At 68.5% G+C, this 21720-nt stretch carries 18 protein-coding genes; 1 reads left to right on the top strand and 17 read right to left on the bottom strand.

Features of this window, described 5'->3' with window-relative positions:
• Positions 1 to 93 precede the first annotated feature (93 nt).
• The 11 genes from EDC29_RS01740 to EDC29_RS01690 form a co-directional block, all read right to left on the bottom strand.
• A complete protein-coding gene (locus EDC29_RS01740) occupies positions 94 to 1149 on the bottom strand; it encodes a PilT/PilU family type 4a pilus ATPase (RefSeq protein ID WP_123139328.1) in 1056 nt (351 codons plus the stop codon).
• Positions 1150 to 1371: 222 nt separating this feature from the next.
• Positions 1372 to 2532, bottom strand: a complete 1161-nt coding sequence (locus tag EDC29_RS01735; protein WP_123139045.1) for a PilT/PilU family type 4a pilus ATPase — start codon at positions 2530 to 2532, stop codon at positions 1372 to 1374.
• A 166-nt stretch (positions 2533 to 2698) separates the two neighbouring features.
• Entirely contained in the window at positions 2699 to 4165 is a 1467-nt protein-coding gene (locus EDC29_RS01730; protein WP_123139046.1) for a glutamate synthase subunit beta, read from the bottom strand.
• Positions 4158 to 8813 carry a glutamate synthase large subunit gene (gltB, locus tag EDC29_RS01725; protein ID WP_123139047.1) on the bottom strand — a complete coding sequence of 1552 codons (4656 nt, stop codon included), beginning with the start codon at positions 8811 to 8813 and terminating at the stop codon, positions 4158 to 4160. Before gltB ends, EDC29_RS01730 begins: the two co-directional genes overlap by 8 nt.
• 366 nt (positions 8814 to 9179) lie before the next feature.
• Entirely contained in the window at positions 9180 to 10262 is a 1083-nt protein-coding gene (gene aroB, locus EDC29_RS01720) for a 3-dehydroquinate synthase (RefSeq protein WP_123139048.1), read from the bottom strand.
• A gap of 348 nt (positions 10263 to 10610) precedes the next feature.
• Positions 10611 to 11144 carry a shikimate kinase AroK gene (gene aroK, locus EDC29_RS01715; RefSeq protein WP_123139049.1) on the bottom strand — a complete coding sequence of 178 codons (534 nt, stop codon included), beginning with the start codon at positions 11142 to 11144 and terminating at the stop codon, positions 10611 to 10613.
• 498 nt (positions 11145 to 11642) lie between these two features.
• Positions 11643 to 13844, bottom strand: coding sequence for a type IV pilus secretin PilQ (locus EDC29_RS01710; protein ID WP_123139050.1), 2202 nt, complete (start codon positions 13842 to 13844; stop codon positions 11643 to 11645).
• Positions 13845 to 13864: 20 nt separating this feature from the next.
• On the bottom strand, positions 13865 to 14386 hold the full coding sequence (locus EDC29_RS01705) for a pilus assembly protein PilP (protein ID WP_123139051.1): 522 nt from the start codon (positions 14384 to 14386) through the stop codon (positions 13865 to 13867).
• Positions 14383 to 14997 carry a type IV pilus inner membrane component PilO gene (locus EDC29_RS01700; RefSeq protein ID WP_123139052.1) on the bottom strand — a complete coding sequence of 205 codons (615 nt, stop codon included), beginning with the start codon at positions 14995 to 14997 and terminating at the stop codon, positions 14383 to 14385. The genes EDC29_RS01705 and EDC29_RS01700 overlap by 4 nt, the downstream gene beginning before the upstream one ends.
• A gap of 55 nt (positions 14998 to 15052) precedes the next feature.
• Positions 15053 to 15622 (bottom strand): PilN domain-containing protein, encoded by a 570-nt coding sequence (locus EDC29_RS01695; protein WP_123139053.1) that lies wholly within the window; start codon positions 15620 to 15622, stop codon positions 15053 to 15055.
• Positions 15623 to 15624: 2 nt separating this feature from the next.
• On the bottom strand, positions 15625 to 16692 hold the full coding sequence (locus tag EDC29_RS01690) for a pilus assembly protein PilM (protein WP_123139054.1): 1068 nt from the start codon (positions 16690 to 16692) through the stop codon (positions 15625 to 15627).
• Between the two features lie 316 nt (positions 16693 to 17008).
• Here EDC29_RS01690 and EDC29_RS01685 point away from each other — a divergent pair, with 316 nt between their 5' ends.
• Positions 17009 to 17617 carry a hypothetical protein gene (locus tag EDC29_RS01685; RefSeq protein WP_123139055.1) on the top strand — a complete coding sequence of 203 codons (609 nt, stop codon included), beginning with the start codon at positions 17009 to 17011 and terminating at the stop codon, positions 17615 to 17617.
• 10 nt (positions 17618 to 17627) lie between these two features.
• Here the strand turns inward: EDC29_RS01685 and EDC29_RS01680 are convergent, their stop codons facing one another.
• The 6 genes from EDC29_RS01680 to EDC29_RS01655 all read right to left on the bottom strand — a co-directional run bounded on the left by EDC29_RS01680 (position 17628) and on the right by EDC29_RS01655 (position 21716).
• On the bottom strand, positions 17628 to 18467 hold the full coding sequence (locus EDC29_RS01680; protein WP_132228297.1) for a type II secretion system minor pseudopilin: 840 nt from the start codon (positions 18465 to 18467) through the stop codon (positions 17628 to 17630).
• A complete protein-coding gene (locus EDC29_RS01675; RefSeq protein ID WP_132228295.1) occupies positions 18464 to 19159 on the bottom strand; it encodes a prepilin-type N-terminal cleavage/methylation domain-containing protein in 696 nt (231 codons plus the stop codon). Before EDC29_RS01675 ends, EDC29_RS01680 begins: the two co-directional genes overlap by 4 nt.
• Positions 19156 to 19548, bottom strand: a complete 393-nt coding sequence (locus EDC29_RS01670; protein WP_123142795.1) for a type IV pilus modification PilV family protein — start codon at positions 19546 to 19548, stop codon at positions 19156 to 19158. The genes EDC29_RS01675 and EDC29_RS01670 overlap by 4 nt, the downstream gene beginning before the upstream one ends.
• Positions 19545 to 20000 carry a GspH/FimT family pseudopilin gene (locus tag EDC29_RS01665; protein ID WP_132228293.1) on the bottom strand — a complete coding sequence of 152 codons (456 nt, stop codon included), beginning with the start codon at positions 19998 to 20000 and terminating at the stop codon, positions 19545 to 19547. Before EDC29_RS01665 ends, EDC29_RS01670 begins: the two co-directional genes overlap by 4 nt.
• 4 nt (positions 20001 to 20004) lie before the next feature.
• Complete coding sequence (gene gspG, locus EDC29_RS01660) at positions 20005 to 20430, bottom strand: type II secretion system major pseudopilin GspG (protein WP_123139060.1); 426 nt, start codon at positions 20428 to 20430, stop codon at positions 20005 to 20007.
• Positions 20431 to 20507: 77 nt separating this feature from the next.
• On the bottom strand, positions 20508 to 21716 hold the full coding sequence (locus EDC29_RS01655; protein WP_132228291.1) for a type II secretion system F family protein: 1209 nt from the start codon (positions 21714 to 21716) through the stop codon (positions 20508 to 20510).
• Positions 21717 to 21720: the final 4 nt, after the last annotated feature.

Here is a 21720-nt window from a genome sequence, read left to right as displayed (position 1 = left end):
GGCGGGATAGCGGGCGACCCCTGGGCCGCCGGTTGGTCGTTCGGGTGCCGGAGCGTCCGGCCACCGCTGTGGTCGCGCGCGGGTCCATCCAGATCAGCCGAAGTGGATCCTCGCCTCCAGGTTGGCGGCGGAATCGGCGTTGTCGAGTGCTTCCTGCAGCGAGATGGTGCCGTCGCGATAGAGCGCGAGCAGGGCGTCGTCGAAGGTGCGGATGCCCTCCTCGCCGCTCTGCTGCATCGCCTGACCGAGGGCCTCGACCTGACCGTCGCGGATCAGGTCGGCAATGTGCGGGGTGTTGACCATGACCTCGATCGCGGCGCAGCGCGACCCGGCCTGGGTGCGTACCAGGCGCTGCGAGATGATCGCGCGCAGATAGACCGAGAGGTCGGTGAACAGCGTCTTGTGCTGCGCCTGGGGGAACAGGTTGATGATGCGCTCCATCGCTTGATAGGCGTTGTTGGCGTGCAGCGTGGCGACGGCCAGATGGCCGGTACCGGCCAGTTCGAGCGCCGCCTCCATGGTCTCGCGGGTGCGGATCTCGCCGATCAGCACCACATCGGGGGCCTCGCGCAGCGCGCTCTTGAGCGCCTTGGCATAGCTCTTGGTGTCGAGCCCGAGTTCACGCTGGCTGACGATGCACTGCTTGTGCGGATGGACGAACTCGATCGGGTCCTCGATGGTGATGATATGGCCCGGGGCAGTGCTGTTGCGGTGATCGAGCATCGCCGCGAGGGTGGTCGACTTGCCCGAGCCGGTGGCGCCGACCATGAGGATGATGCCGCGCCGGTGCATGATCAGCTTGGGCAGCACCGCCGGCAGACCGAGCTCGTCGCAGGTGGGGACCGTGGTGCGGATATAGCGCAGCACCATCGAGGGGTAGCCGCGCTGGTGATAGGCGTTGACGCGGAAGCGGGCGCGATTGTCGAGCGCGACGGCGAAGTCGACCTCCAGCTCCTCCTCGAACTCGCGCGCCTTGGCCGGATCGAGCAACGAGGCAAGGGCCTCGCGACACACCGTCGGGGTGAGCATGGTCTCGCCGATCGGGCGGATGACGCCCTCGATCTTGATCTTCACCGGCATACCCGGGGTGAGGAAGAGATCGGAGGCGTTGTGCCGGATCATCATCTCGAGATAGGGGGTGATATCCATCGCCATGTCGGGCTCCGGGGGTCGGCGCGGACGCGCGGGTGAAGACGGAGAAACTGCAAGGTTAACTTATAAAGGAATTCTTATATCCTTATGCATTTATCTTTGTTCCGCGTCAATGGCTTTTGCTCGACGCGCTTGCGCCTCCGCAGCGGGCGGCGCGCGATGCGGCCAGCCGTTTCAATCCTCTAGCGCCGCGCTCGCCGGACAGCGGCAGCCCGTCACCTAACGAAAGGGCGGCTCATCGTCGTCGCCGAGGATGGACAGCCCGTCGGCCGGCTCGAAATGATCCTTCTCGCGCGCCTCCTGTCCCTGGAGCTTGATCATCAGCCGCAGCTCGTTCATCGAGTCGGCGTTGCGCAGCGCGTCCTCGTAGCTGATCTTGCGCGCCTCGTAGAGGTCGAACAGCGACATGTCGAAGGTCTGCATGCCCTGCTCGCGCGAGCGCTTCATCACCTCCTTGATACCGCTGACGTCGCCCTTGAAGATCAGGTCCTGGATCAGCGGCGAGTTGATCAGCACCTCGACGGCGGGGATGCGACCACCGTCGGTGCAGGGCAGCAGGCGCTGCGAGATCACCGCCTTGAGGTTGAGCGAGAGATCCATCAGCAGCTGGGCGCGGCGCTCCTCGGGGAAGAGGTTGATGATGCGATCGAGCGCCTGGTTGGCGCTGTTGGCGTGCAGCGTCGAGAGACAGAGATGGCCGGTCTCGGCGAAGTTGATCGCGTGCTCCATGGTCTCGCGATTGCGGATCTCGCCGATGAGGATGACGTCCGGGGCCTGGCGCAGGGTGTTGACCAGCGCCGCCTCCCAGCTCTCGGTATCGACTCCGACCTCGCGCTGGGTGATCAGACAGTTACCGTGGGGATGGACGTACTCGACCGGGTCCTCGATGGTGACGATGTGGCCATAGGTTTCCTGGTTGCGGTGTCCGACCATCGCCGCCAGCGAGGTCGACTTGCCCGAACCGGTACCGCCGACCAGCAGCACCATGCCGCGCTTGGCCATGACGATGTCGAGCAGCACCGGCGGCAGCTTGAGCTCGGCGGCGGAGGGGATGCGGGCGTTGATGGTGCGCAGCACCGCGCCGCCCTTGCCCTGCTGGACGAAGGCGTTGACGCGGAAACGGCCGATGTCCTGGGGATGGATCGCGAAGTTGCACTCCTTGTGCATGTCGTAATCGCGGATCTGCCGATCGTTCATGATCGAGCGCACGAGGATGTTGGTCTGCGCCGCGCTCAGCGGCTGATCGCCGATCGGGGTGAGACGGCCGTCGATCTTGCAAGCGGGAGGGAAGCCGGCGGTGATGAAGAGATCGGAGCCCTTCTTGGCGACCATCTTGCGCAGACAGTCGAGCATGAAACGCGCGGCCTGTTGGCGATCCATGGCGATACCTCGTTGGTTCTCAGCCATCGAGTGTATCACCTCGCCGGCACCGACAAGACCCTGCCCGTGACCGGGATGTGGACAACGAAAAAGCGGCCCTCGCGGGCCGCTTCTCCTGGGGTCGGGGACCGTCTCGCCCCGGATCGACCGGGGCGGACGGCGGCGCTCAGCGCGGCAGGTCGGAGCAGCCCATCAGCCACTCGTCGACGGCGCGGGCGCACTGACGGCCCTCGCGGATCGCCCACACCACCAGCGACTGGCCGCGACGCATGTCGCCGGCGGCGAACACGCCGTCGACGCTGGTGCGATAGGCCTCGGGACCCTCGGTGGTGCCCTTGACGTTACCGCGGGCGTCGAGCTCGAGCCCGGCCTCGTCGCGCAGCTCGGCGAGCATGCCCTCGTGGACCGGGTGGACGAAGCCCATCGCCAGCAGCACCAGATCGGCCTTGAGCTCGCCCTCGGTGCCGGGGACGTCGTGCATCTGCCAGCGACCGTCGGCGTCACGCTCCCAGCGCACCAGGTTGTAGCGCACCCCGGTCACCTGACCGTTGGCATCACCGACGAAGCCCTTGGTGGCGACGTTCCACATCCGCTCGCAGCCCTCTTCCTGGGAGGAGGAGGTGCGCATGCGGTTGGGCCAGTTGGGCCAGGTCAGCGACTTGTCCTCGCGCTCCGGCGGACGGTCGAGGATCTCGACCTGGGTGACCGACTTGGCGCCGTGACGGTTGGAGGTGCCGATGCAGTCCGAACCGGTATCACCACCACCGATGACCACCACGTGCTTGCCCTCGGCGCTGATGAAGTCGTCGTCGGGGACGTGGGAGCCCTGCACCCGCTTGCTGTTGCGGGTGAGGAAGTCCATCGCGAAGTGGATGCCGGCGAAGCTGCGACCGGGCACGTCGAGGTCGCGCGGCTTCTCCGAGCCGCCGGCCAGCACCACCGCATCGTACTCATCGCGCAGCTGGGCGACCGAGATGTCGACACCGATGTGGGCGTTGGTGTGGAACTCCACGCCCTCGGTACGCATCTGCGCCATGCGCCGATCGATCAACTGCTTGTTGAGCTTGAAGTCGGGGATGCCGTAGCGCAGCAGGCCGCCGATGCGGTCTTCCTTCTCGTAGAGCGAGACCTTGTGGCCGGCGCGCGCGAGCTGCTGCGCGGCGGCCAGGCCCGCCGGGCCGGAACCGACCACGGCGACCCGCTTGCCGGTACGCCGCTCGGGCACCTGGGGCTTGATCCAGCCCTCCTCCCAGGCCTTGTCGACGATCGCACACTCGATGGTCTTGATCGCCACCGGGGTGTCCTCGAGGTTGAGCGTGCACGAGGCCTCGCAGGGCGCGGGACAGATTCGACCGGTGAACTCGGGGAAGTTGTTGGTCGAGTGCAGCACCTCGATGGCCGCCTGCCAGTCACCCCGATAGGCCAGATCGTTCCAGTCCGGGATGATGTTGTTGACCGGGCACCCCTGGTGACAGAAGGGGATGCCACAGTCCATGCAGCGCGCACCCTGTTCGCTGACCTCGGCCTCGGTCAGCGGGATGACGAACTCGTTGTAGTGGACGACGCGATCGCCGGCCGGCTCGTAGCGCCGGTCGCGACGGTCGTATTCCATGAAACCGGTCGGCTTACCCATGGTCGACGATCCCCTTGAGCTGCTTGTTCGACTGCGGCGGACGGCTCTGGCTGGCACGCATGCCTTCCAGCGCCTGACGGTAATCCACCGGCATCACCTTGACGAACTTCGGCAGCCAGGCCGCCCAGTCGTCGAGGATGCGCCGCGCCACCGCGGAGTTGGTGTAGTGCAGGTGTTTCTCGATCAGCTGCTTGAGACGCAACGCGTCGTGGCGCGTCATGTCGCGGCTGAGATCCACCCGTCCATGGGTCTCGAGATCGCCGCCCTGATGGTCGAGCGCCTCGAGTGCGTCGTCCTCGGCAGCGACCGGCTCGAGCTCGACCATCGCCAGATTGCAGCGATCGGCGAAGTCGCCGGCCTCGTCGAGCACGTAGGCGACACCGCCGGACATGCCCGCGGCGAAGTTGCGCCCGGTCGCGCCGAGCACCACGGTGACACCGCCGGTCATGTACTCACAGCCGTGATCGCCGACGCCTTCGACCACCGCCACGGCGCCGGAGTTGCGCACGCAGAAGCGCTCACCGGCGACGCCGCGGAAGAAGCACTCGCCGTTGATGGCACCGTAGAGCACGGTGTTGCCAACGATGATGTTCTCCTCGGCCTTGCCGATGGCCGACTCGGCCGGCGGGTAGATGATGATGCGTCCCCCCGAGAGGCCCTTGCCGACGTAGTCGTTGCCCTCGCCCTCGAGCTCGACGGTCACGCCACCGGCGACCCAGGCGCCGAACGACTGACCGGCGGTGCCCTTGGCCTTGATGTGGATGGTGCCGTCGGGCAGCCCGGCGTGACCGTAGCGCTCGGCGACGCGGCCCGAGAGCATGGCGCCGAAGGAACGGTTGAAGTTCTTCACCGGGGTCTCGATGCGTACCGACTCACCGCGCTCGAGCGCGGGCGCGGCCTGGGCGATCAGCTCGTTGTCGAGCGCCTGGTCGAGCCCGTGGTCCTGGGCCTCGGTGTTGTGGATCGCGACCTCGGGACCGACCTCGGGCTTGGCCAACAGACGCGAGAAGTCGAGCCCCTGCGCCTTCCAGTGATCGATGGCGCGACGCATCTCGAGGCGATCGGAGCGACCGATCATCTCGTTGATGGTGCGGAAGCCGAGCTTGGCCATCAGCTGACGCACTTCCTCGGCGACGAAGAAGAAGTAGTTGATGACGTGTTCGGGCTTGCCGGTGAAGCGCTTGCGCAGCTCCGGATCCTGGGTGGCGACGCCGACCGGGCAGGTGTTGAGATGACACTTGCGCATCATCAGACAGCCCTCGACGATCAGCGGTGCGGTGGCGAAGCCGAACTCGTCGGCGCCGAGCAGCGCGCCGACGACCACGTCGCGACCGGTACGCATGCCGCCGTCGACCTGCACCGAGATGCGCCCGCGCAGACGGTTGAGCACCAGCGTCTGGTGGGTCTCGGCGAGACCGATCTCCCAGGGCGAGCCGGCGTGCTTGATCGAGGTCAGCGGGCTGGCGCCGGTGCCGCCGTCATAGCCGGAGATGGTGACGTGATCGGCATGGGCCTTGGACACGCCCGCGGCCACGGTGCCGACACCGACCTCGGAGACCAGCTTGACCGAGATGCGCGCCTTGGGGTTGACGTTCTTCAGGTCGTGGATCAGCTGGGCGAGATCCTCGATCGAGTAGATGTCGTGGTGCGGCGGCGGCGAGATCAGACCGACGCCCGGGGTCGAGTGACGCACCCGCGCGATCTGCGCGTTGACCTTGTGACCGGGCAGCTGACCACCCTCGCCGGGCTTGGCGCCCTGGGCGATCTTGATCTGGATGTCGTCGGCGTTGACCAGGTACTCGGCGGTGACGCCGAAACGACCCGAGGCGACCTGCTTGATCGCCGAGCGCTCGGGGTTGCTCGAACCGTCGGGCAGCGGGTTGAAGCGCTCGGGCTCCTCGCCACCCTCACCGGTGTTCGACTTGCCGCCGATGGCGTTCATCGCCTTGGCCAGGGTCGAGTGCGCCTCGTAGCTGATCGAACCGAAGGACATCGCGCCGGTGACGAAACGCTTGACGATCTCCTTGGCCGGCTCGACCTCGTCGATCGGCACCGGGGTCTCGGCGAACCTGAAGTCCATCAGCCCGCGGAAGGTCAGCAACCGCTCGCTCTGCTCGTCGATCAGACGCGAGAACTCGGCGAAGGTGTTGGCGTCGTTGGCACGCGTGGCGTGCTGCAGCTTGGCGATGCTGTCCGGGGTCCAGATGTGCTCCTCGCCGCGCAGCCGGAAGGCGTAGTCGCCGCCGACATCGAGATGCTTGCGATAGATCTGCTCGCCACCGAATGCCTGGGCGTGCCAGCGCACCGCCTCTTCGGCGACCTCGGGCAGACCCACGCCCTCGACCGTGGTCGGGGTGCCGGTAAAGTAGGCCTCGACGAAGCCGCTGTTGAGACCGACCGCGTCGAAGATCTGCGCGCCGCAGTAGGACTGGAAGGTGGAGATGCCCATCTTCGACATCACCTTCTTCAGCCCCTTGCCGACGGCCTTGATGTAGCGCGACTGCGCTTCCTCGAAGCTCGGCGCGTCGTCCTCGGCGGCAAGCATCGACTGGATGGTGTCGAAGGCCAGATAGGGGTTGATCGCCTCGGCGCCGTAACCGGCGAGGGTGGCGAAGTGATGCACCTCGAGCGCCGCACCGGTCTCGACCACCAGGCCGGAGCTGGTGCGCAGCCCGCGACGGATCAGGTGGTGATGCACCGCCGAGGTGGCCAGCAGCGCCGGGATGGCGATGTGGTCACGGTTGGTGTTGCGGTCGGAGAGGATGAGGATGTTGTAGCCGGCGAGCACCGCATCCTCGGCCTCCTTGCACAACCGCTCGAGCGCAGCGGCCATGCCCGCGGAGCCCTCGCTCGAGGCATAGACCATGTGCAGGGTGGTGGTGCGGAAGGCGCCGCCACAGTTGTCTTCGATGTGGCGCACCCGCTCCAGGTCCTCGTTGGTGAGGACCGGCTGGTTGACCTCCAGACGCCAGTTCTTGCCCATCTCGTTGAGACCGAGCAGGTTGGGGCGCGGGCCGATCAGCGACACCAGCGACATCACCAGTTCCTCGCGGATCGGATCGATCGGCGGGTTGGTGACCTGGGCGAAGTTCTGCTTGAAGTAGGTCGAGAGGTGCTTGGGACGGCTCGACAGCACCGAGGGCGGGTTGTCCGCACCCATCGAGCCGATCGCCTCCTGACCGCTGGCGATCATCGGCGCGAGCAGGAACTTGAGGTCTTCCTGGGTGTAGCCGAAGGCCTGCTGGGCGTCGAGCAGGGTGGCCTCGTCGGGGGCCATCGGGGCGACGTCGGTGGGCAGCTCGTCGAGGTGGATCTGGGTCTTGCCCAGCCACTCGCCGTAGGGCTGCGCGCCGGCCAGCTCGGCCTTGATCTCGGCGTCGTCGATGATGCGGCCCTGCTCGAGGTCGATCAGGAACATCTTGCCCGGCTGCAGTCGCCACTTCTTGACGATGCGCTCCTCGGCGATGTCGAGCACGCCCATCTCCGAGCCCATGATCACCATGTCGTCGTTGGTGACCAGGTAGCGCGCCGGACGCAGGCCGTTGCGGTCGAGGGTGGCGCCGATCTGGCGACCGTCGGTGAAGGCGACCGCCGCCGGACCGTCCCAGGGCTCCATCAGCGCCGCGTGGTACTCGTAGAAGGCGCGCCGCTCGGCGTCCATCTGCTTGTTACCCGACCACGCCTCGGGGATCAGGATCATCATCGCGTGGGCGAGCGAGTAGCCGCCCATCACCAGCAGCTCGAGCGCGTTGTCGAAGCAGGCCGAGTCGGACTGACCCTCGGGGATCAGCGGCCAGATACTGTCGAGATCGTCGCCGAGGATCTCCGAGCGCATGGTGTGACGGCGCGCGGCCATCCAGTTGACGTTGCCGCGCACGGTGTTGATCTCGCCGTTGTGGCAGATCATGCGGAACGGCTGCGCCAGGTCCCAGGTCGGGAAGGTGTTGGTCGAGAAGCGCTGGTGCACCAGGGCCAGGGCCGAGGTGAAGCGCTCGTCGCCGAGATCGAGGTAGTACTTGCCGACCTGATCGGCGAGCAGCATGCCCTTGTAGTTGATGGTGCGCGAGGACAGCGAGACCACGTAGTAGGCGGTCTTGTCGAAGCCGGCGCTGCGGATCTCGTTGTCCATCCGCTTGCGGATGACGAACAGACGGCGCTCGAAGGCGTCCTGGTCGGGACAGTTGTCGCCGCAGCCGACGAACACCTGGCGCACCATCGGTTCGCTCGGCAGCACGCTCTCGCCGAGCGAGCTGTTGTCGACCGGGACGTCGCGCCAACCGAGCACGCGCTGACCACCTTCCTCGAGGTGGCGGGTGACGGTCTCCTCCATGCGCGCGCGTGCATCGGCGTCCTTGGGCAGGAACACCATGCCGACGCCATAGGCGCCCACGGGCGGCAGTTCGAAATCGACCACGGCGCGGAAGAAGGCGTCGGGGATCTGCACCAGGATACCGGCGCCATCGCCGGCCTTGGGATCAGCGCCAACGGCACCGCGATGGGTCAGTCGCTCGAGGATCTCGAGTCCCTGTTGAACGATTGCGTGACGCTTCTCGTTCTTGATGTTGCAGACGAAGCCGACGCCACAGGCGTCGCGCTCATTGGCTGGGTCATAGAGACCCTGTGCAGGAGGCAAGGCACGAAGGCTCATCGCTGACCTCGTTGATACCTGGGGTAAATGATTCCGACTGTCGACGCCGCCGTGGACGGGAAGACCTTGGTGATCGAGCACCAGGGCGCGTGCCGACCGCCAGGCGGTTGGCGTCACAATCCTGTGTCCTGGATCCAGAGAGCAGGCTCGCTCGTCATCGCAATACGCTCGGCGTGCGATCTCCAGGGTGTCCGGAGCGCGTCGGCACGGGCCGCCGACGCCGGTGTTCGGCGAGCGGGGTTCGAGGCATGCGAACCCCAGCGACCAGGCCGGGTTGAAATCGCGAACCCCTAATAATAACGTCGAACACCGGCGCACGCCACTATCTATGCGCGCGTGCGGATCACGGGGCGTGGGCGACCACCCTCAGGGACGTCGCGCCGACAGGGTCGCCATCAATTGATCCTGATCGATCTCGTCGCTGATCACCGCCTCGCCGACGGCGGTGAGCAACACCAGACGCAGACGCCCGTCGAGCACCTTCTTGTCGACCGCCATCAGCTCGCGGAAGCGCTCGGCGTCGAGTTCGGGCGGCGGCTCGGTGGGCAGCCCGGCGCAGGTGACCAGGCTGCGCACCCGCTCGACATCGGCCTCGGCCAGCCAGCCCATGCGCGCCGAGAGATCGGCGGCCATGCACATGCCGGCGCCGACGGCCTCGCCGTGGAGCCAGTTGCCATAGCCCGAGGCCGTCTCGATCGCGTGTCCGAAGGTGTGACCGAGATTGAGCAGGGCGCGCTGTCCCGACTCCAGCTCATCCTCGGCAACGATCTGTGCCTTGATCTCGCAGGAGCGGCGGATGGCGTGGGCGAGCGCCTCGGGGTCGCGCGAGAGCAGCTCGGCCATGTGCGACTCCAGCCAGTCGAGGAAGGAGGGATCGCGGATCAGCCCGTACTTCAGCACCTCGGCCAGACCGGCCGAGAGTTCGCGCTGGGGCAGGGTGTCGAGGGTCTCGGTATCGGCGATCACCGCCAGCGGTTGATGGAAGGCGCCGATCATGTTCTTGCCGGCGGGGTGGTTGATGCCGGTCTTGCCGCCGACCGAGGAGTCGACCTGGGAGAGCAGGGTGGTGGGCACCTGGATGAAGGGCACGCCACGCTGATAACAGGCCGCGGCGAACCCGGCCATGTCGCCGACCACCCCGCCGCCGAGCGCGATCAGGGTGCAGTCACGCGCGAAACGGGCATCGAGCAGGGCGTCGAAGATGCGGTTCCACACCTCAAGGGTCTTGTACTGCTCACCATCGGGCAGCACCACCTCGCGCACCTCGAGACCATCGAGGGCTGCGCGCAAGGGGGCCAGATACAAGGGTGCCACCGTTTCATTGGTGACGATCATCACCTGCCGGCCACGGATATGGGGGCGGTAGAGCACGGGGTCGTGGAGCAGTCCGGGACCGATATGGATCGGGTAACTTCTGTCCCCAAGATCGACTTCAAGGGTTCTGGTCATAAGGCAGCTCTTGGCGGGTTGGCTCGCACACCGGCGCCGGCTCGTCGTCCCCCGTCAGCGGCGACGCATTACGGCGGGCCGATGACGGGATGGCGCTGGGCGTCAGCGACCGGGGCCAGCCCGGTCCTTGGCACGGCTGGCGCAAGGGATGCGCGCGCACGGGTTGATGATCGGTCTTATTGGCATCTTAGCGGTCTGACACGGAGTTGCAATCGCATCACCCGACCAGACACCCCGCCCGATCGTCCGCATCAACCGCCGACGCCGACACGACGCGCCCGTGGCTGTGACCGTCCCGGGCGACGCCCTCACAGAGCGAAGGGGTTCGACCCCAAACGTAAATCGGGGTCAGAGCACGCCGGTGGCGCCCTCCTCGAGCCGCCGCACGATCTCCTTGACCACCGAGCCGGTGCCGCGCTTCTCGGTGGTCACCACCATGTCGGCGACCTGGCGATAGAGCGGCTCGCGCTCCTCCATCAGTTCGCGCAGGCGCTGCAGCGGCTCCTCGGTGTCGAGCAGCGGACGATTGCGGTCGCGGGCGGTGCGGGCGTGCTGCTGCTCGGCGCTGCAGTGGAGATAGATGACCACGCCACGCGCGGCCAGGTCCTGACGGTTCTCGGGGTCGATGATGACCCCGCCGCCGGTGGCCAGCACCATCCGTTCACCGGCGATCAGATCGACGATGACCTGACGCTCGCGGGCACGGAAGCCGGCCTCGCCCTCGAACTCGAAGATGGTGGGGATATCGACACCGGTACGACGCTGGATCTCCTGGTCGCTGTCTTTGAAGGTGTAGGAGAGCGCCTCGGCGAGCTGACGCCCGACGGTGCTTTTTCCGGCCCCCATCGGGCCGACGATGAAGATGTTCTGTGCACGGATCATAGCGAAAGATATGCCAGGTTGTCTGTACGCGGGTGAGGTTCGCGTCCTCCCTCGCATCGAGTTGGATGAGCGCGCAGCGCGAACCGGCGGGGATGGCGGTGACCTACATCGCCTGCCGACCCGGGCGACCCGACGACACCGGCGAACGGTGGGCCAGCGCCTGCTCGGGCTGCGGAAACATTGGAACGAGGACCAAGGAGGTGTCTCGACGCGGGCGACGACGGCGGCGGGATGCCGGCCACCGTGCACGCCTTGCCCGGCTCGAGACCGACTCCCCAGGCAGCCCTCGGATGACATGGACGATCGACCGGGCATCCCGGCACGCATGCGGTCGCAGGCACGGCGGGACGGGTCGAGCGCGCCCATCAGCGGAGCGGGGCAACGCCCGGCTCGCGCGACATTCTAGCCCCATGGGGTAAGTTGCGTCCCGGATACGCGAAAAAAACGCCGGCATCCCCGGGAAAGATGCGGGTTCCCGAGGGCGCCGGGACGGCGCCATCAGCGTCGCGCGAGATCGCCGCGGAGGATCTTGGGGGTCACGAAGATCAGCAGTTCGCTGTTGTTATCCTCTCGCAGCTCCTGCTTGAACAGCCGTCCCACCACCGGGATGTCGCCGAGCCAGGGCACCTGTTCTTTCTTGAAGCCGCGGGTGCGCTCGTAGACGCCGCCGAGCACCACGGTCTCGCCGTTGTCGACCAGCACCGAGGTCTCCACCGAGCGGGTATCGATGGCGATGCCGCTATCGGTCTCGTTGGTATAGTTGGGCGCGTCCTTGTTGACCAACAGGTCCATGATCACCCTGTCATCGGGGGTGATGTGCGGGGTGACGTCGAGCTGCAGCACCGCGTCCTTGAACTGGGTCTGGGTGCCGTTCTGCGACACCGTCTGATAGGGGATCTGCTGACCGACCTTGATCGTCGCCTGGTGCTGATCGGAGGTGATCACCCGCGGGCTGGAGATGATCTCGCCGCGTCCCTCCTGTTGCATCGCCGAGAGTTCGAGCTGGAGCAGATAGGAGCCGACCTTGCCGATCAGGAAGTTGACCGCGCCGGATGGGTTGGGGGCGGCGAGGTCGACCATCAGGGTCTGGTTGTCGTCCTCGTCGATGATCCCGGAGTTGTAGGGGCTGCCGGTGTCGACGTTGAGACCGAAGGGGCCCTTGTCGAAGCCACCGATCTCGAGGGTGCCGGGCTGGGCGCCGGCGATCATCACCTCGTTGCCGCCCGCGGCGCCGAACGAGGTCGACAGCCCGAAGCGCACGCCGAGATCGCGCGCGAAGTTGCTCTCGGCGATCACCACCCGCGACTCGATCATCACCTGGCGCACCGGTACGTCGAGCCGGGTGACGATGCCGCGGATGTCCTCGAGCCGCGCGGCGGTGTCCTGCACCAGCAGGGTGTTGGTGCGCTCGTCGACGGTGACGTTGCCGCGATCCTTGGTCAGCAGCTGGTTCTCCTCGCTCTTGAGCAGACGGGCGAGATCGGCGGCCTTGGCGTAGTTGACCTGGATGAACTCCGAGCGCAACGGCGCCAGCTCCTCGATCTTCTGCATCGAGCGCATCTCCAGCTCTTCCTGGCTGGCGATCTCCTCGGTCGGCGCAACCATGATGACGTTGCCGGTACGGCGCATCGACAGTCCCTTGGTCTTGAGGATGATGTCGAGCGCCTGGTCCCAGGGGACGTTCTTCAGCCGCAGGGTGATGTTGCCGGTGACGGTGTCGCTGGCCACCAGATTGAGATCGGTGAAGTCGGCCAGCACCTGCAGCACCGCCCGCACCTCGATGTCCTGGAAGTTCAGCGACAGCCGCTCGCCCTCGTAGACGACCTTGCTGCGCAGCTGCTCTTCCTTCTCCGCCGCGGTCAGCGGACGGAAGTCGAGGGTGAAGAGGTCGTCGGTCTGATAGGCCATGTAGTCGTAATCGCTGCCGGTCTCCACCGCGACCTCGACGTTGCGCCCGCGCGGGCGCGACTCGACGGCCACCACCGGGGTGGCGAAGTCGACCACGTCGAGTCGGCGGAACAACCGGCGCGGCAGCGAGGTGTCGTGCAGTTCGACCATCACCCGCCGCCCCTGCTCGCGCACCGTCACCCGGGTCTCGGGGTTGGGCAGACGGATCAGCACCCGCCCCTCACCCTCGGCGCCGCGTCTGAAGTCGATATCGCGCACCGAACCGCCGGAGGCCGGCGTCGACGGCGCGCGCGTCGCGGTCGGTCGGGACAGCGCCGCTGTCGTTTGCCGACTCGGCGGCGAGCCGGCCGCGTCGGCCTGGGTCTCGATGATCAGACGCACCCGGTTGCCCTCGCTGCTCACCCGATAGGGGACGGGATCGCTGAGATTGATCACCACCCGGGTGCGATTGCTCGCCTCCACCGCCACCAGGCTGTGCACCGAACCGATGCCGATCGGCAGCGAGCGCTCATCGAGCCCGTTGCTCACCCCGGGGAAGTCGAGCGCAATCCGCGCCGGCGCATCGGTGGCGAAGGTCTCGGGCGGACTCACCGGCGCCGAGAGCTCGAGTTGGATCTCGACCCGGTTGCCGGGCTGGGCGGCGAACTGCACGTCGCGCAGCTCCACGGCCATCGTCGCGGTGCTCCAGCCGGCGAGCAGCAGGAGCAGAAGGCACAGCGACACGACCGGCCGGCGCACGCCGCGCGCCAGCGCCCTCCCGAGGCGTGCATCGGATTGAGATGGTGCGTTCATGCCGGGGTCCCCTCCAGAAATCATTCGGAAAGCTCCAGGGCCGCGTCGCGCTCGCGCCACTGCCCCGGGGCGTCGGCGACGATCTCGATGAGCTCGATCGAGTCCTCGTCGATGCTGACGATCTGCCCGTTGTTCAGCCCCATGTAGTTGCCGACCCGCACCCGGTGCAGGACCCCGTCCTGGGTCCGCACCAGCGCCCAGCGCAGGTCCGTCTGCTCGAGCGTCCCGACCATGCGCAAGGCATCGAGTGCATAGCCCTCGAGCACCTCCTTGCGGCGATTGGGGTCGGGCGCCAGACCGTTGTCGCTCTCCTCGGCGGCGAGCGGGGCGAGCCCGCGATCGGGGACGAAGGGGTCACGTCGATCGCCGGGGTCGAACACGAAGCTGTCGACCGGCTGGATCTCGGGCAGCGGCTCGACCGGACGCGGCGGACGCGACTTGACCTCGCCGACATAGCGTTCGAGATCGGACATGTTGCCGCCACCACAGCCGGCCAGCACCAGCAGCGCGGCGACCGGGACGGACAGGCGGATCCGGTTCATTGCGCCGCCCCCTCGTCGAGATAGCGATAGGTCTTGACGGTGGCATCGAGCGAGAGCTTGCGCCCCGCCTCGGCGACATCCCGGTCGCGACCGCCGGGCTGCTCGATCTCGATGTCGTGGATGGTGACGATGCGCGGCAGCGCCGCGAGCCCGCTGATGAATCGACCGAACTCGTGATAGCTGCCGTTGACGCGGATCCGGATCGGCAGCTCGGCGTAGAAGTCGCGCTGGTTCTCGCCCTCGGGCTCGAAGCGCTCGAACTCCAGCCCGTTGGCCAGCCCGGTCTGGGAGACATCGATCAGCAGCGAGGCGACCTCGGTCTTGTTCGGCAACTGGCGCAGCATGGCGCCGAACGACTCCTCCATCTCGGCGAGCTGCTGACGATAGCCGGCGAGGTTGGCCGCCTTGCGCTGTTTCTTCTCGAAATCGGCGCGCAGCTGCTGCTCCTGACGCTCGGCGGTCTCGAGCAGCATCAGCTGATTCTTGATGTCGAAATGGTAGGCCGCGACGCCGAGCAGCAGACAGCCGACCGCGATCACCGCCGCCTTGGCCGGCAGCGGCCAGTCGCCGATGGTGCTGAGATCGAGTTCGTTGAGTTGATTCAGATCCATGACGATCTCCGCCGCGTCGCGGTCTCCGTCGGGGGCGAGCCACGTGTCGCGCCGATCATGCCGGCTGGTCCTCGTCCTCGCCGCCGGGGCGGACCTGATCGAAGGACAGCCGGAAGTGGCTCAGCCCGGTCCCGGTCTTGTCCTTGTTCTCGATCAGCATCAGCCGCGGATTGCCGACCCAGTCCGATGACTCGATGCTGCTCATGAAGGCCGAGACCCGGGCGTTGGACTGGGCGCGCCCCTCGACCACCACCGAACGCCCCTTCTGCTCGAGACGGTTGAGATAGACCCCCTCGGGGATGGTCACCACCAGCTCCTCGAACAGGTGGACGATCTCGGGCCGACTCTGCTGCAGGTTCTGGATGACCTCCATGCGCGCAAGCAGGTCGGCCTTGGTCTGCTCGAGCCGGTCGATCTCGCGGATCTTGCGCTGGAGCTGGGCGATCTCCTGCTGCAACAGCTGGTTGCGACTCTCCTGATAGGCGATGCGCCCGTCGTAATGAAGGTGCACCAGCACCGCCAGCACCAGGGTCGCGCCGAGCGCCGCGCCGGCGGCGATCGCCAGCTCCTTCTTGCGCCGCTGTCGCGCCTCTTCGCGCCACGGCAGCAGGTTGATCCGTGGCATCTCTAGTCCACTCCCCGCAGGGCCAGGCCGAGCGCGAGCATCATCCCCGGCGCCTCGCGCATCAACGCCTGGGCGTCGAGCGTCGGGGCCAGGGTCATGCGCGCGAAGGGATTGGCGATGGTGGTCGGAATACGCAGTCGCTCGCTGACGAGCTGATCGAGCCGGGGCAGCGAGGCCACGCCGCCGGAGATCACCAGCCGGTCGACCCGGTTGTAGCTGGTGCCCGAATAGAAGAACTGCAGCGCACGGCCGATCTGTTGCGCCAAGGCCTCCTTGAAGGGCGCGAGCACATCGATGTCGTAGCCCTCGGCGACATCGCCGTCGAGGATCTTCGCCGCCGCCTGCTCACGCGAGAAGCCGTAGCGACGCTGCACCTCGTCACGCAGCTGCTGCCCGCCGAAGTTCTGTTCGCGGGTATAGACGATGCGCCCCTCGTGGAGCACGTGCAGGGTGGTGGTCGCGCTGCCGACGTCGGCCAGGGCGACGGTCGCGCCCGGCTCGCCGTCCTCCTCGAGCAGCAGCGCGCAGGCGTTCTCCATGGCATAGGCCTCGACATCGACGATCGCCGGCACCAGCCCGGCGGTCTCGAGGGCGTTGACCCGGTCGTCGACGTTCTCGGTGCGCGAGGCGGCGAGCAGCACGTCGATCATCCCCGGGTTGGTCTGCGAGGGACCGATCACCTCGAAGTCGAGATTGACCTCCTCGAGCGGATAGGGGATGTACTGGTCGGCCTCGAGTTCGATCTGGCTCTCCAGCTCGGCGTCCTCGAGTCCGCCCGGCATCACGATCATCTTGGTGATCACCGCCGAGCCGGCCACCGCCACGGCGGCACGCTTGGTCTCGGTGCCCGAGCGACTCACCGCACGGGCGATGGTCTCGCCCACCGCCTCGGACTCGACGATCTTCTTCTCGGCGACCGCATTGGCCGGCAGCGGCTCGATGGCGAAGTGCTCGAGGCGCAACCCGCTCGAGGCGTTGGCGTGCCCGCGCGAGAGTTCGATGAGCTTGACCGAGGTCGAGCCGATATCGACACCGATCAGTGTACGGTTCTTGCTGATGAGGCCGAACATTCAGTGATCTCGTCTGCTCGATCGTACCCGGAGCGGGTAAACCGACTTCTACGATAATGGCTCTAAAGATATCAAAATTTTGCGCTTTCGCGAGCATTCATCGTCGCGACGACCATCCTGGCGGCACCACCACCCGGTCCGCGCCCCGACAACCGAGCTCATCGCCGCGCCACGCACGGTGCCCTTGCCGGAACACCCTTCCGCCGCCGCCGTCGGCCATGCTAGTGTCGGTGCCGATACGGGCGTGACGACGCCCGCGATGGTCGTCCACAGACCCGCCCCGGCGGGACCGGCGAACGAGCGGAGGGGTTCAGCGATGACCGCACGAGCGCGCACCGACGCCCTGCGTGCGCGAATGGCCTACGAGGCCGCGCGCATCATGATCGAACAGGGCCTGTCCGACTTCGACCGGGCCAGACGCAAGGCCGCCACCCGCACCGGCATCCGCGACCGTCGGCACTGGCCGGACAACGAGACCGTGCAGGAGGCGCTGCTGACCCAGCGCCGGCTGTTCCGCGACGACGACGCCGCGCAGTTGCGGCGGATGCGCGAGGCCGCCGCCGGGGCGATGCGCAACCTCGCCGACTTCTCGCCGCGACTGGTCGGCGCGGCGCTGCAGGGCGTCGGCGACCCCAGCCTCGGGGTCGAGTTGCTGCTCTATGCCGAGCGCCCCGAGGACGTGCTCTTCCGTCTCCACGACCAGGGCATTCCCTGGGACGAGGGCGAGCGCACCCTGCGCTATCCCGGCGGTGCCCGCAATGCCCACCCCGCCTTCAGCTTCGTCGCCGGCGACCAGCCCTTCGAGCTGATCGTGCTGCCGCCACGGGCGCGGCGCCAGCCGCCGCTCGACCCGGTCGACGACCGCCCCTGGCGCGGCGCCGACCTCCCCGCCCTGGAGCGGCTGCTCGCCGAGCCCGGCGTCTGAACCGCCCGGATCAGGCGCCGGGATAGACGAGACGGCGCCAGCGCACGCGATAGGGGCGCCCCGGGTCGGCACCGAGTTCGAGCAGCGCCAGCAACCGCCAGCCACCGTCGCGGGCGCGCACCTCGACGCGATAGCGCGGCCCACCGCGCAGCCTGGGATCGATCTCGCGCGCCGCGCGCAGTGCTTGCGCCTGCTCCAGCCCGAGACCGTCGAGTGCGGCGAGCACCGCCGCCGGGGCGAAGGCGCGCGCGATCCCGCCAGCGTCACCCGTCACCCGCGTCAGCGGCGCCAGCGCCGCGACCAGCTCGGGCGTCATCCCCGGCAGCAGCGCCAGCTCGTCGACCAGCGGCAGCTCACCATCGCGGGCCCCGAAGGCGCGACCGAGGGCGCGGTAATCGGCGTCTTCGGCGCCCCCCGCGCGGGTCAATGCATCGCCATCGCGCCAGTCGACGATCTCCGCCGCCAGCCGTCCGGCTCGCCCCGGTTCGACCCCGAGGACCCGCAACAGGTCGATGAGCCGCTGCGGGTCGGCGCGGTTGAGATCGATCAGCCCGCCGAGGTCCTGGATGCGGACCTCCAGCCGCTCGCCGCCGAAGGTCCAGGGATGGGGCGTGGCGTCGACCCGCCACAGCGGCTCGCCAAGCCGCCCCGGCGGCAGCGTCAGGCGTAGCGCCACCTCGGCGAGCGCGGCATCGGCGGCGGCGCGGAAGCGCGCGGCGGCGAGCGCGTTGTCGACCAGCGCCAACTCGCTGCGCCCGGTGGCGGTCAGCCCGGCGGCCATCACCGTCAATAGCGCCAGCACCCAGAGCACCAGCAGCAGCGCCACCCCGCGCTGACGCGACGCACTCATCGCGCCGCCTCATCGGCGAGCGCCACCACCAGCTCGGGCCAGTCGAGCGCCGCGGTGCGCAACCGCATCCGCACCAACCGCGGCGGGCGCGGCTGACCCAGCCAGTCGCGATGCCAGGCCGGGCCCGGCTCGCCCTCGCGGGTGCCGTAATAGGCCAGCTCGAAGCGCATCGGCCCCGCCAGCAGCAGGGTCCGGCCAAAGGCGCCGTCGCCCAGGTCCAGTTCCTCGCCCGGCGCACCGGGCGCTGGCGGCTCATCGGCCAGCGCCACCCAGGGCGGCGTACCGGACGCGCCGGCGAGCACCTCGGGATGGAACAGCCAGTGGGTGAGCATCAGCACCTCGCCGCGCGGACCCCGCTCGCGGGTCAGACGCAGCAGATGCAGACCGGGCAGGCCGACATGGGTCGACAAGGGCGCAACCCACTCCAGACGCTCGCTGTCACCGGCGAACACCGGGTGCACGCCGTCCTCGCGGGTCAGCGCCAGCGCCCGCCCCTGACGCAGCGCGCGACCGACGAAACCATGCACCGCGCGCAGCTCGGCGAGCGCCTCGGCGCGGGCATCGACCGCCTCCCAGGTGCGCGCACCGAGGCGCAGACCGGCGAACACCAGGGTCGCGATCAGCCCGAGCAGCGCCAGCGCCACCAGCAGTTCGAGCAGGGTGAAGCCGCGCGCGCGGCGGCGCGGGCTCATGGCAGCGGCGCGCCGAGACGCTGGGTGGGCAGCACCAGCCGACGCTCGCGCCCGGCCTCGACCCAGCGCACCCGCGCCTCGACCCGGTAGGGCTGGGGATCGCCGGCGGCGAGCCCGGCGCGCGCCAGCGGGATCATCGCCAGGCTCCAGCGCATCCCCGCCGCCTCGCCGCCCTCGATCACCCCGGGGACGAGGTCGACGGCACCGCCGTCGACCAGCGCCAGGCGCGACTCGGCGAGCGCCGAGGCGCGTGCCAGCATGGTCGCGCGCTGACTGGCGAGCGAGGCGCGCGAGAAGATCTCCAGCAGCACCCCGAGGGCAAGGGCGAGGATGGCGAAGGCGACCACCGCCTCGAGCAGCGAGAAGCCGCGCTCGCGCGCCCGGCTCATGGCGCGCTCCAGGGGGCCATGTACACCCGCCCGGTGAGCCAGTGCACCCCGACCTGATAGCCGCGCCCCTCGGCGCTCAGCACGATGCGCCCGCCGCTCGAACTGCCGTCGGGGAAGAAACGGATGGCCCCGGCGCGCGCACCGACCAGCTCGCCGCGGGCCGTCTCCAGATGCAGCGCCAGACGCCGCGGCAGCTGCACCGGCGCCGCACCCGGCGGCTCCAGACGGTGCGCGGCGGGGCGCACCAGCAGCGCCTCGGCGCGGGCCTCGCGGATCGCCCGCTCGCGCGTCAGGCGCAGCGCGGCCACCGTGCGCCGCGCCGCGGCCTTGGCCTCGACCCCGGGGAGCGCGGCGCTGAAGGCGCCGGGGAGCGCGGCGAGCACCAGCCCGAGGATCGCCAGCACCACCAGCAGCTCGACCAGGGTGAACCCGGGCGCGCGAGCGGCGCGCACGCGCTCAGTCCCAGCTGTGGAGGTCGGCGCTCTCGCCCTCGCCGCCCTCGCGGTTGTCGGCGCCGAAGGTCCACAGGTCGAAACCGCCGTGCTCGCCGGGGAAACGGTAATGATAGGGGTTGCCCCAGGGGTCGGTGGGCACCTCGCCCTTGGTCAGATAGGGGCCGTTCCAGGTGTCGAGGTCGGCGGTATTGCGCACCAGCGCCTCGAGCCCCTCGCTGGTGCTCGGATAGCGCCCGACCTCGAGCCGGTAGAGATCGAGGGTGGCGGCGAGGCTGTCGACCTGCAGCTTGGCGGTCTTGCTCTTGGAGCTGTCGAGGAACTTCATCACCTGGGGACCGACCACCCCGGCGAGCAGTCCGAGGATGGCGAGCACCACCAGCAGCTCGACCAGGGTGAAGCCGTACATACGCGAACGCTGAGAATCCATGGCAATGCCGATACGCGAGTGAAGGGGAGGCCATTCTAGAGGGCCGAGGAAAGCACGGGCAAACGCCCGCGCCGGCCTCAAACCACCAGGGCGTTGGCACCGAGGATGGCGCCGAGGATCGAGAGGATGATCCCGGCGACCACCACCCCGAGGCCGAGGATCAGCGCCGGTTCGAGCAACGCGAGCAGGCGCTGCACCGCAGCGCGGGTCTCGCGATCGTAGATCGTCGCGACCTTCGCCAGCACCGGCTCCAGTCCGCCCGACTCCTCGCCGACCCGGACCATCTGCAGCGCCAGCGGCGGCAGCGCCTGGTGGCGCGCCAGCGGGCCGGCCAGACCACGCCCGCGACGCAGCTCGTCGCCGGCGGCCTCGAGCCGTTCGGCGAGCGCGCGGTTGGTCACCACCTCGCGGGCCAGATCGAGCGCGCCGGCCAGCGGCAGACCGTTGCCGAGCAGGGTGGCGAGGGTGTGACAGAGCCGCGCCGTCTCCAGCCGCCACAACAGCGCACCGGCCAGCGGCAGCCCGAGCAGGCGGCGATCGATCCGGACGCGGCGCGCCGGGTCCTCCAGCCAGCGTTCGAGCGCCAGGGCGATCGGCGCGGGCAGACAGAGCAGCACCCACCAGTGGTCGCGCAGCAGCTCGCCGAGACCGATGAGGATGCGGGTCGAGCGCGGCAGGGTCGCGCCCATGTCGGCGAACAGGCCGGCGAACTGGGGGACGACGAAGATCAGCAGCAGGGCCACCGTCAGCCCCGCCACCGTGACCAGGATCGCCGGATAGACCAGCGCCGAGATCACCGTCTGGCGCAGCTCGGCGATGCGTTCGAGATAATCGGCCAGACTCCCCAGCACGCGATCGAGCGCGCCGCCGGCCTCGCCCGCGCGCACCATGCTGACATAGAGCCTGGAGAACTGACCGTCCTGCTCGGCGAGTGCCGCCGAGAAGCTCGCGCCACCGCGCACCCGCTGCTGCAGGTCGCCGAGCACCCGGGTGGTCGGCCCCGCGGCGGCCAGCTCGATGAGGATCTGCAGCGCACGATCGAGGGCCATGCCCGACTCCAGCAGGGTGGCGAGCTGACGGGTCAGCGCGGTGACCTCGGCGCGCCCGAGCCGACGACGCGCGCGCGCGCGCAACCGCGCCCGCAGCCCGCCGGCCGGGCGCAGCTCCAGCACCAGCAGGCCCTCGTGCTGCAGCTGCGCGCGCAGCGCCGCCAGATCCGGCGCCTCGCGCTCGCCGTCGAGCGTCTCGCCGTCGAGCCTGACTGCGCGGAACTGGAAGCGCGCCATGGTC

It is taken from the genome of Marichromatium gracile (assembly GCF_004343155.1).
Taxonomy (GTDB): Bacteria; Pseudomonadota; Gammaproteobacteria; order Chromatiales; family Chromatiaceae; genus Marichromatium; species Marichromatium gracile.
The sequence above is the reverse complement of the archived record's forward strand: the minus strand, read 5'-3'. Positions and strand labels throughout refer to the sequence as shown.

Coding starts and splice junctions, on each gene's coding strand:
- gspG (WP_123139060.1), bottom strand. CDS start 20,430: ATGGATTCTCAGCGTTCGCGTATGTACGGCTTCACCCTGGTCGAGCTG.
- aroK (WP_123139049.1), bottom strand. CDS start 11,144: ATGATCCGTGCACAGAACATCTTCATCGTCGGCCCGATGGGGGCCGGA.
- EDC29_RS01670 (WP_123142795.1), bottom strand. CDS start 19,548: ATGAGCCGGGCGCGCGAGCGCGGCTTCTCGCTGCTCGAGGCGGTGGTC.
- EDC29_RS01695 (WP_123139053.1), bottom strand. CDS start 15,622: ATGCCACGGATCAACCTGCTGCCGTGGCGCGAAGAGGCGCGACAGCGG.
- EDC29_RS01675 (WP_132228295.1), bottom strand. CDS start 19,159: ATGAGCCCGCGCCGCCGCGCGCGCGGCTTCACCCTGCTCGAACTGCTG.
- EDC29_RS01730 (WP_123139046.1), bottom strand. CDS start 4,165: ATGGGTAAGCCGACCGGTTTCATGGAATACGACCGTCGCGACCGGCGC.
- EDC29_RS01685 (WP_123139055.1), top strand. CDS start 17,009: ATGACCGCACGAGCGCGCACCGACGCCCTGCGTGCGCGAATGGCCTAC.
- gltB (WP_123139047.1), bottom strand. CDS start 8,813: ATGAGCCTTCGTGCCTTGCCTCCTGCACAGGGTCTCTATGACCCAGCC.
- EDC29_RS01735 (WP_123139045.1), bottom strand. CDS start 2,532: ATGGATCGCCAACAGGCCGCGCGTTTCATGCTCGACTGTCTGCGCAAG.
- EDC29_RS01655 (WP_132228291.1), bottom strand. CDS start 21,716: ATGGCGCGCTTCCAGTTCCGCGCAGTCAGGCTCGACGGCGAGACGCTC.
- EDC29_RS01740 (WP_123139328.1), bottom strand. CDS start 1,149: ATGGATATCACCCCCTATCTCGAGATGATGATCCGGCACAACGCCTCC.
- EDC29_RS01710 (WP_123139050.1), bottom strand. CDS start 13,844: ATGAACGCACCATCTCAATCCGATGCACGCCTCGGGAGGGCGCTGGCG.
- EDC29_RS01680 (WP_132228297.1), bottom strand. CDS start 18,467: ATGAGTGCGTCGCGTCAGCGCGGGGTGGCGCTGCTGCTGGTGCTCTGG.
- aroB (WP_123139048.1), bottom strand. CDS start 10,262: ATGACCAGAACCCTTGAAGTCGATCTTGGGGACAGAAGTTACCCGATC.
- EDC29_RS01700 (WP_123139052.1), bottom strand. CDS start 14,997: ATGGATCTGAATCAACTCAACGAACTCGATCTCAGCACCATCGGCGAC.
- EDC29_RS01690 (WP_123139054.1), bottom strand. CDS start 16,692: ATGTTCGGCCTCATCAGCAAGAACCGTACACTGATCGGTGTCGATATC.
- EDC29_RS01705 (WP_123139051.1), bottom strand. CDS start 14,386: ATGAACCGGATCCGCCTGTCCGTCCCGGTCGCCGCGCTGCTGGTGCTG.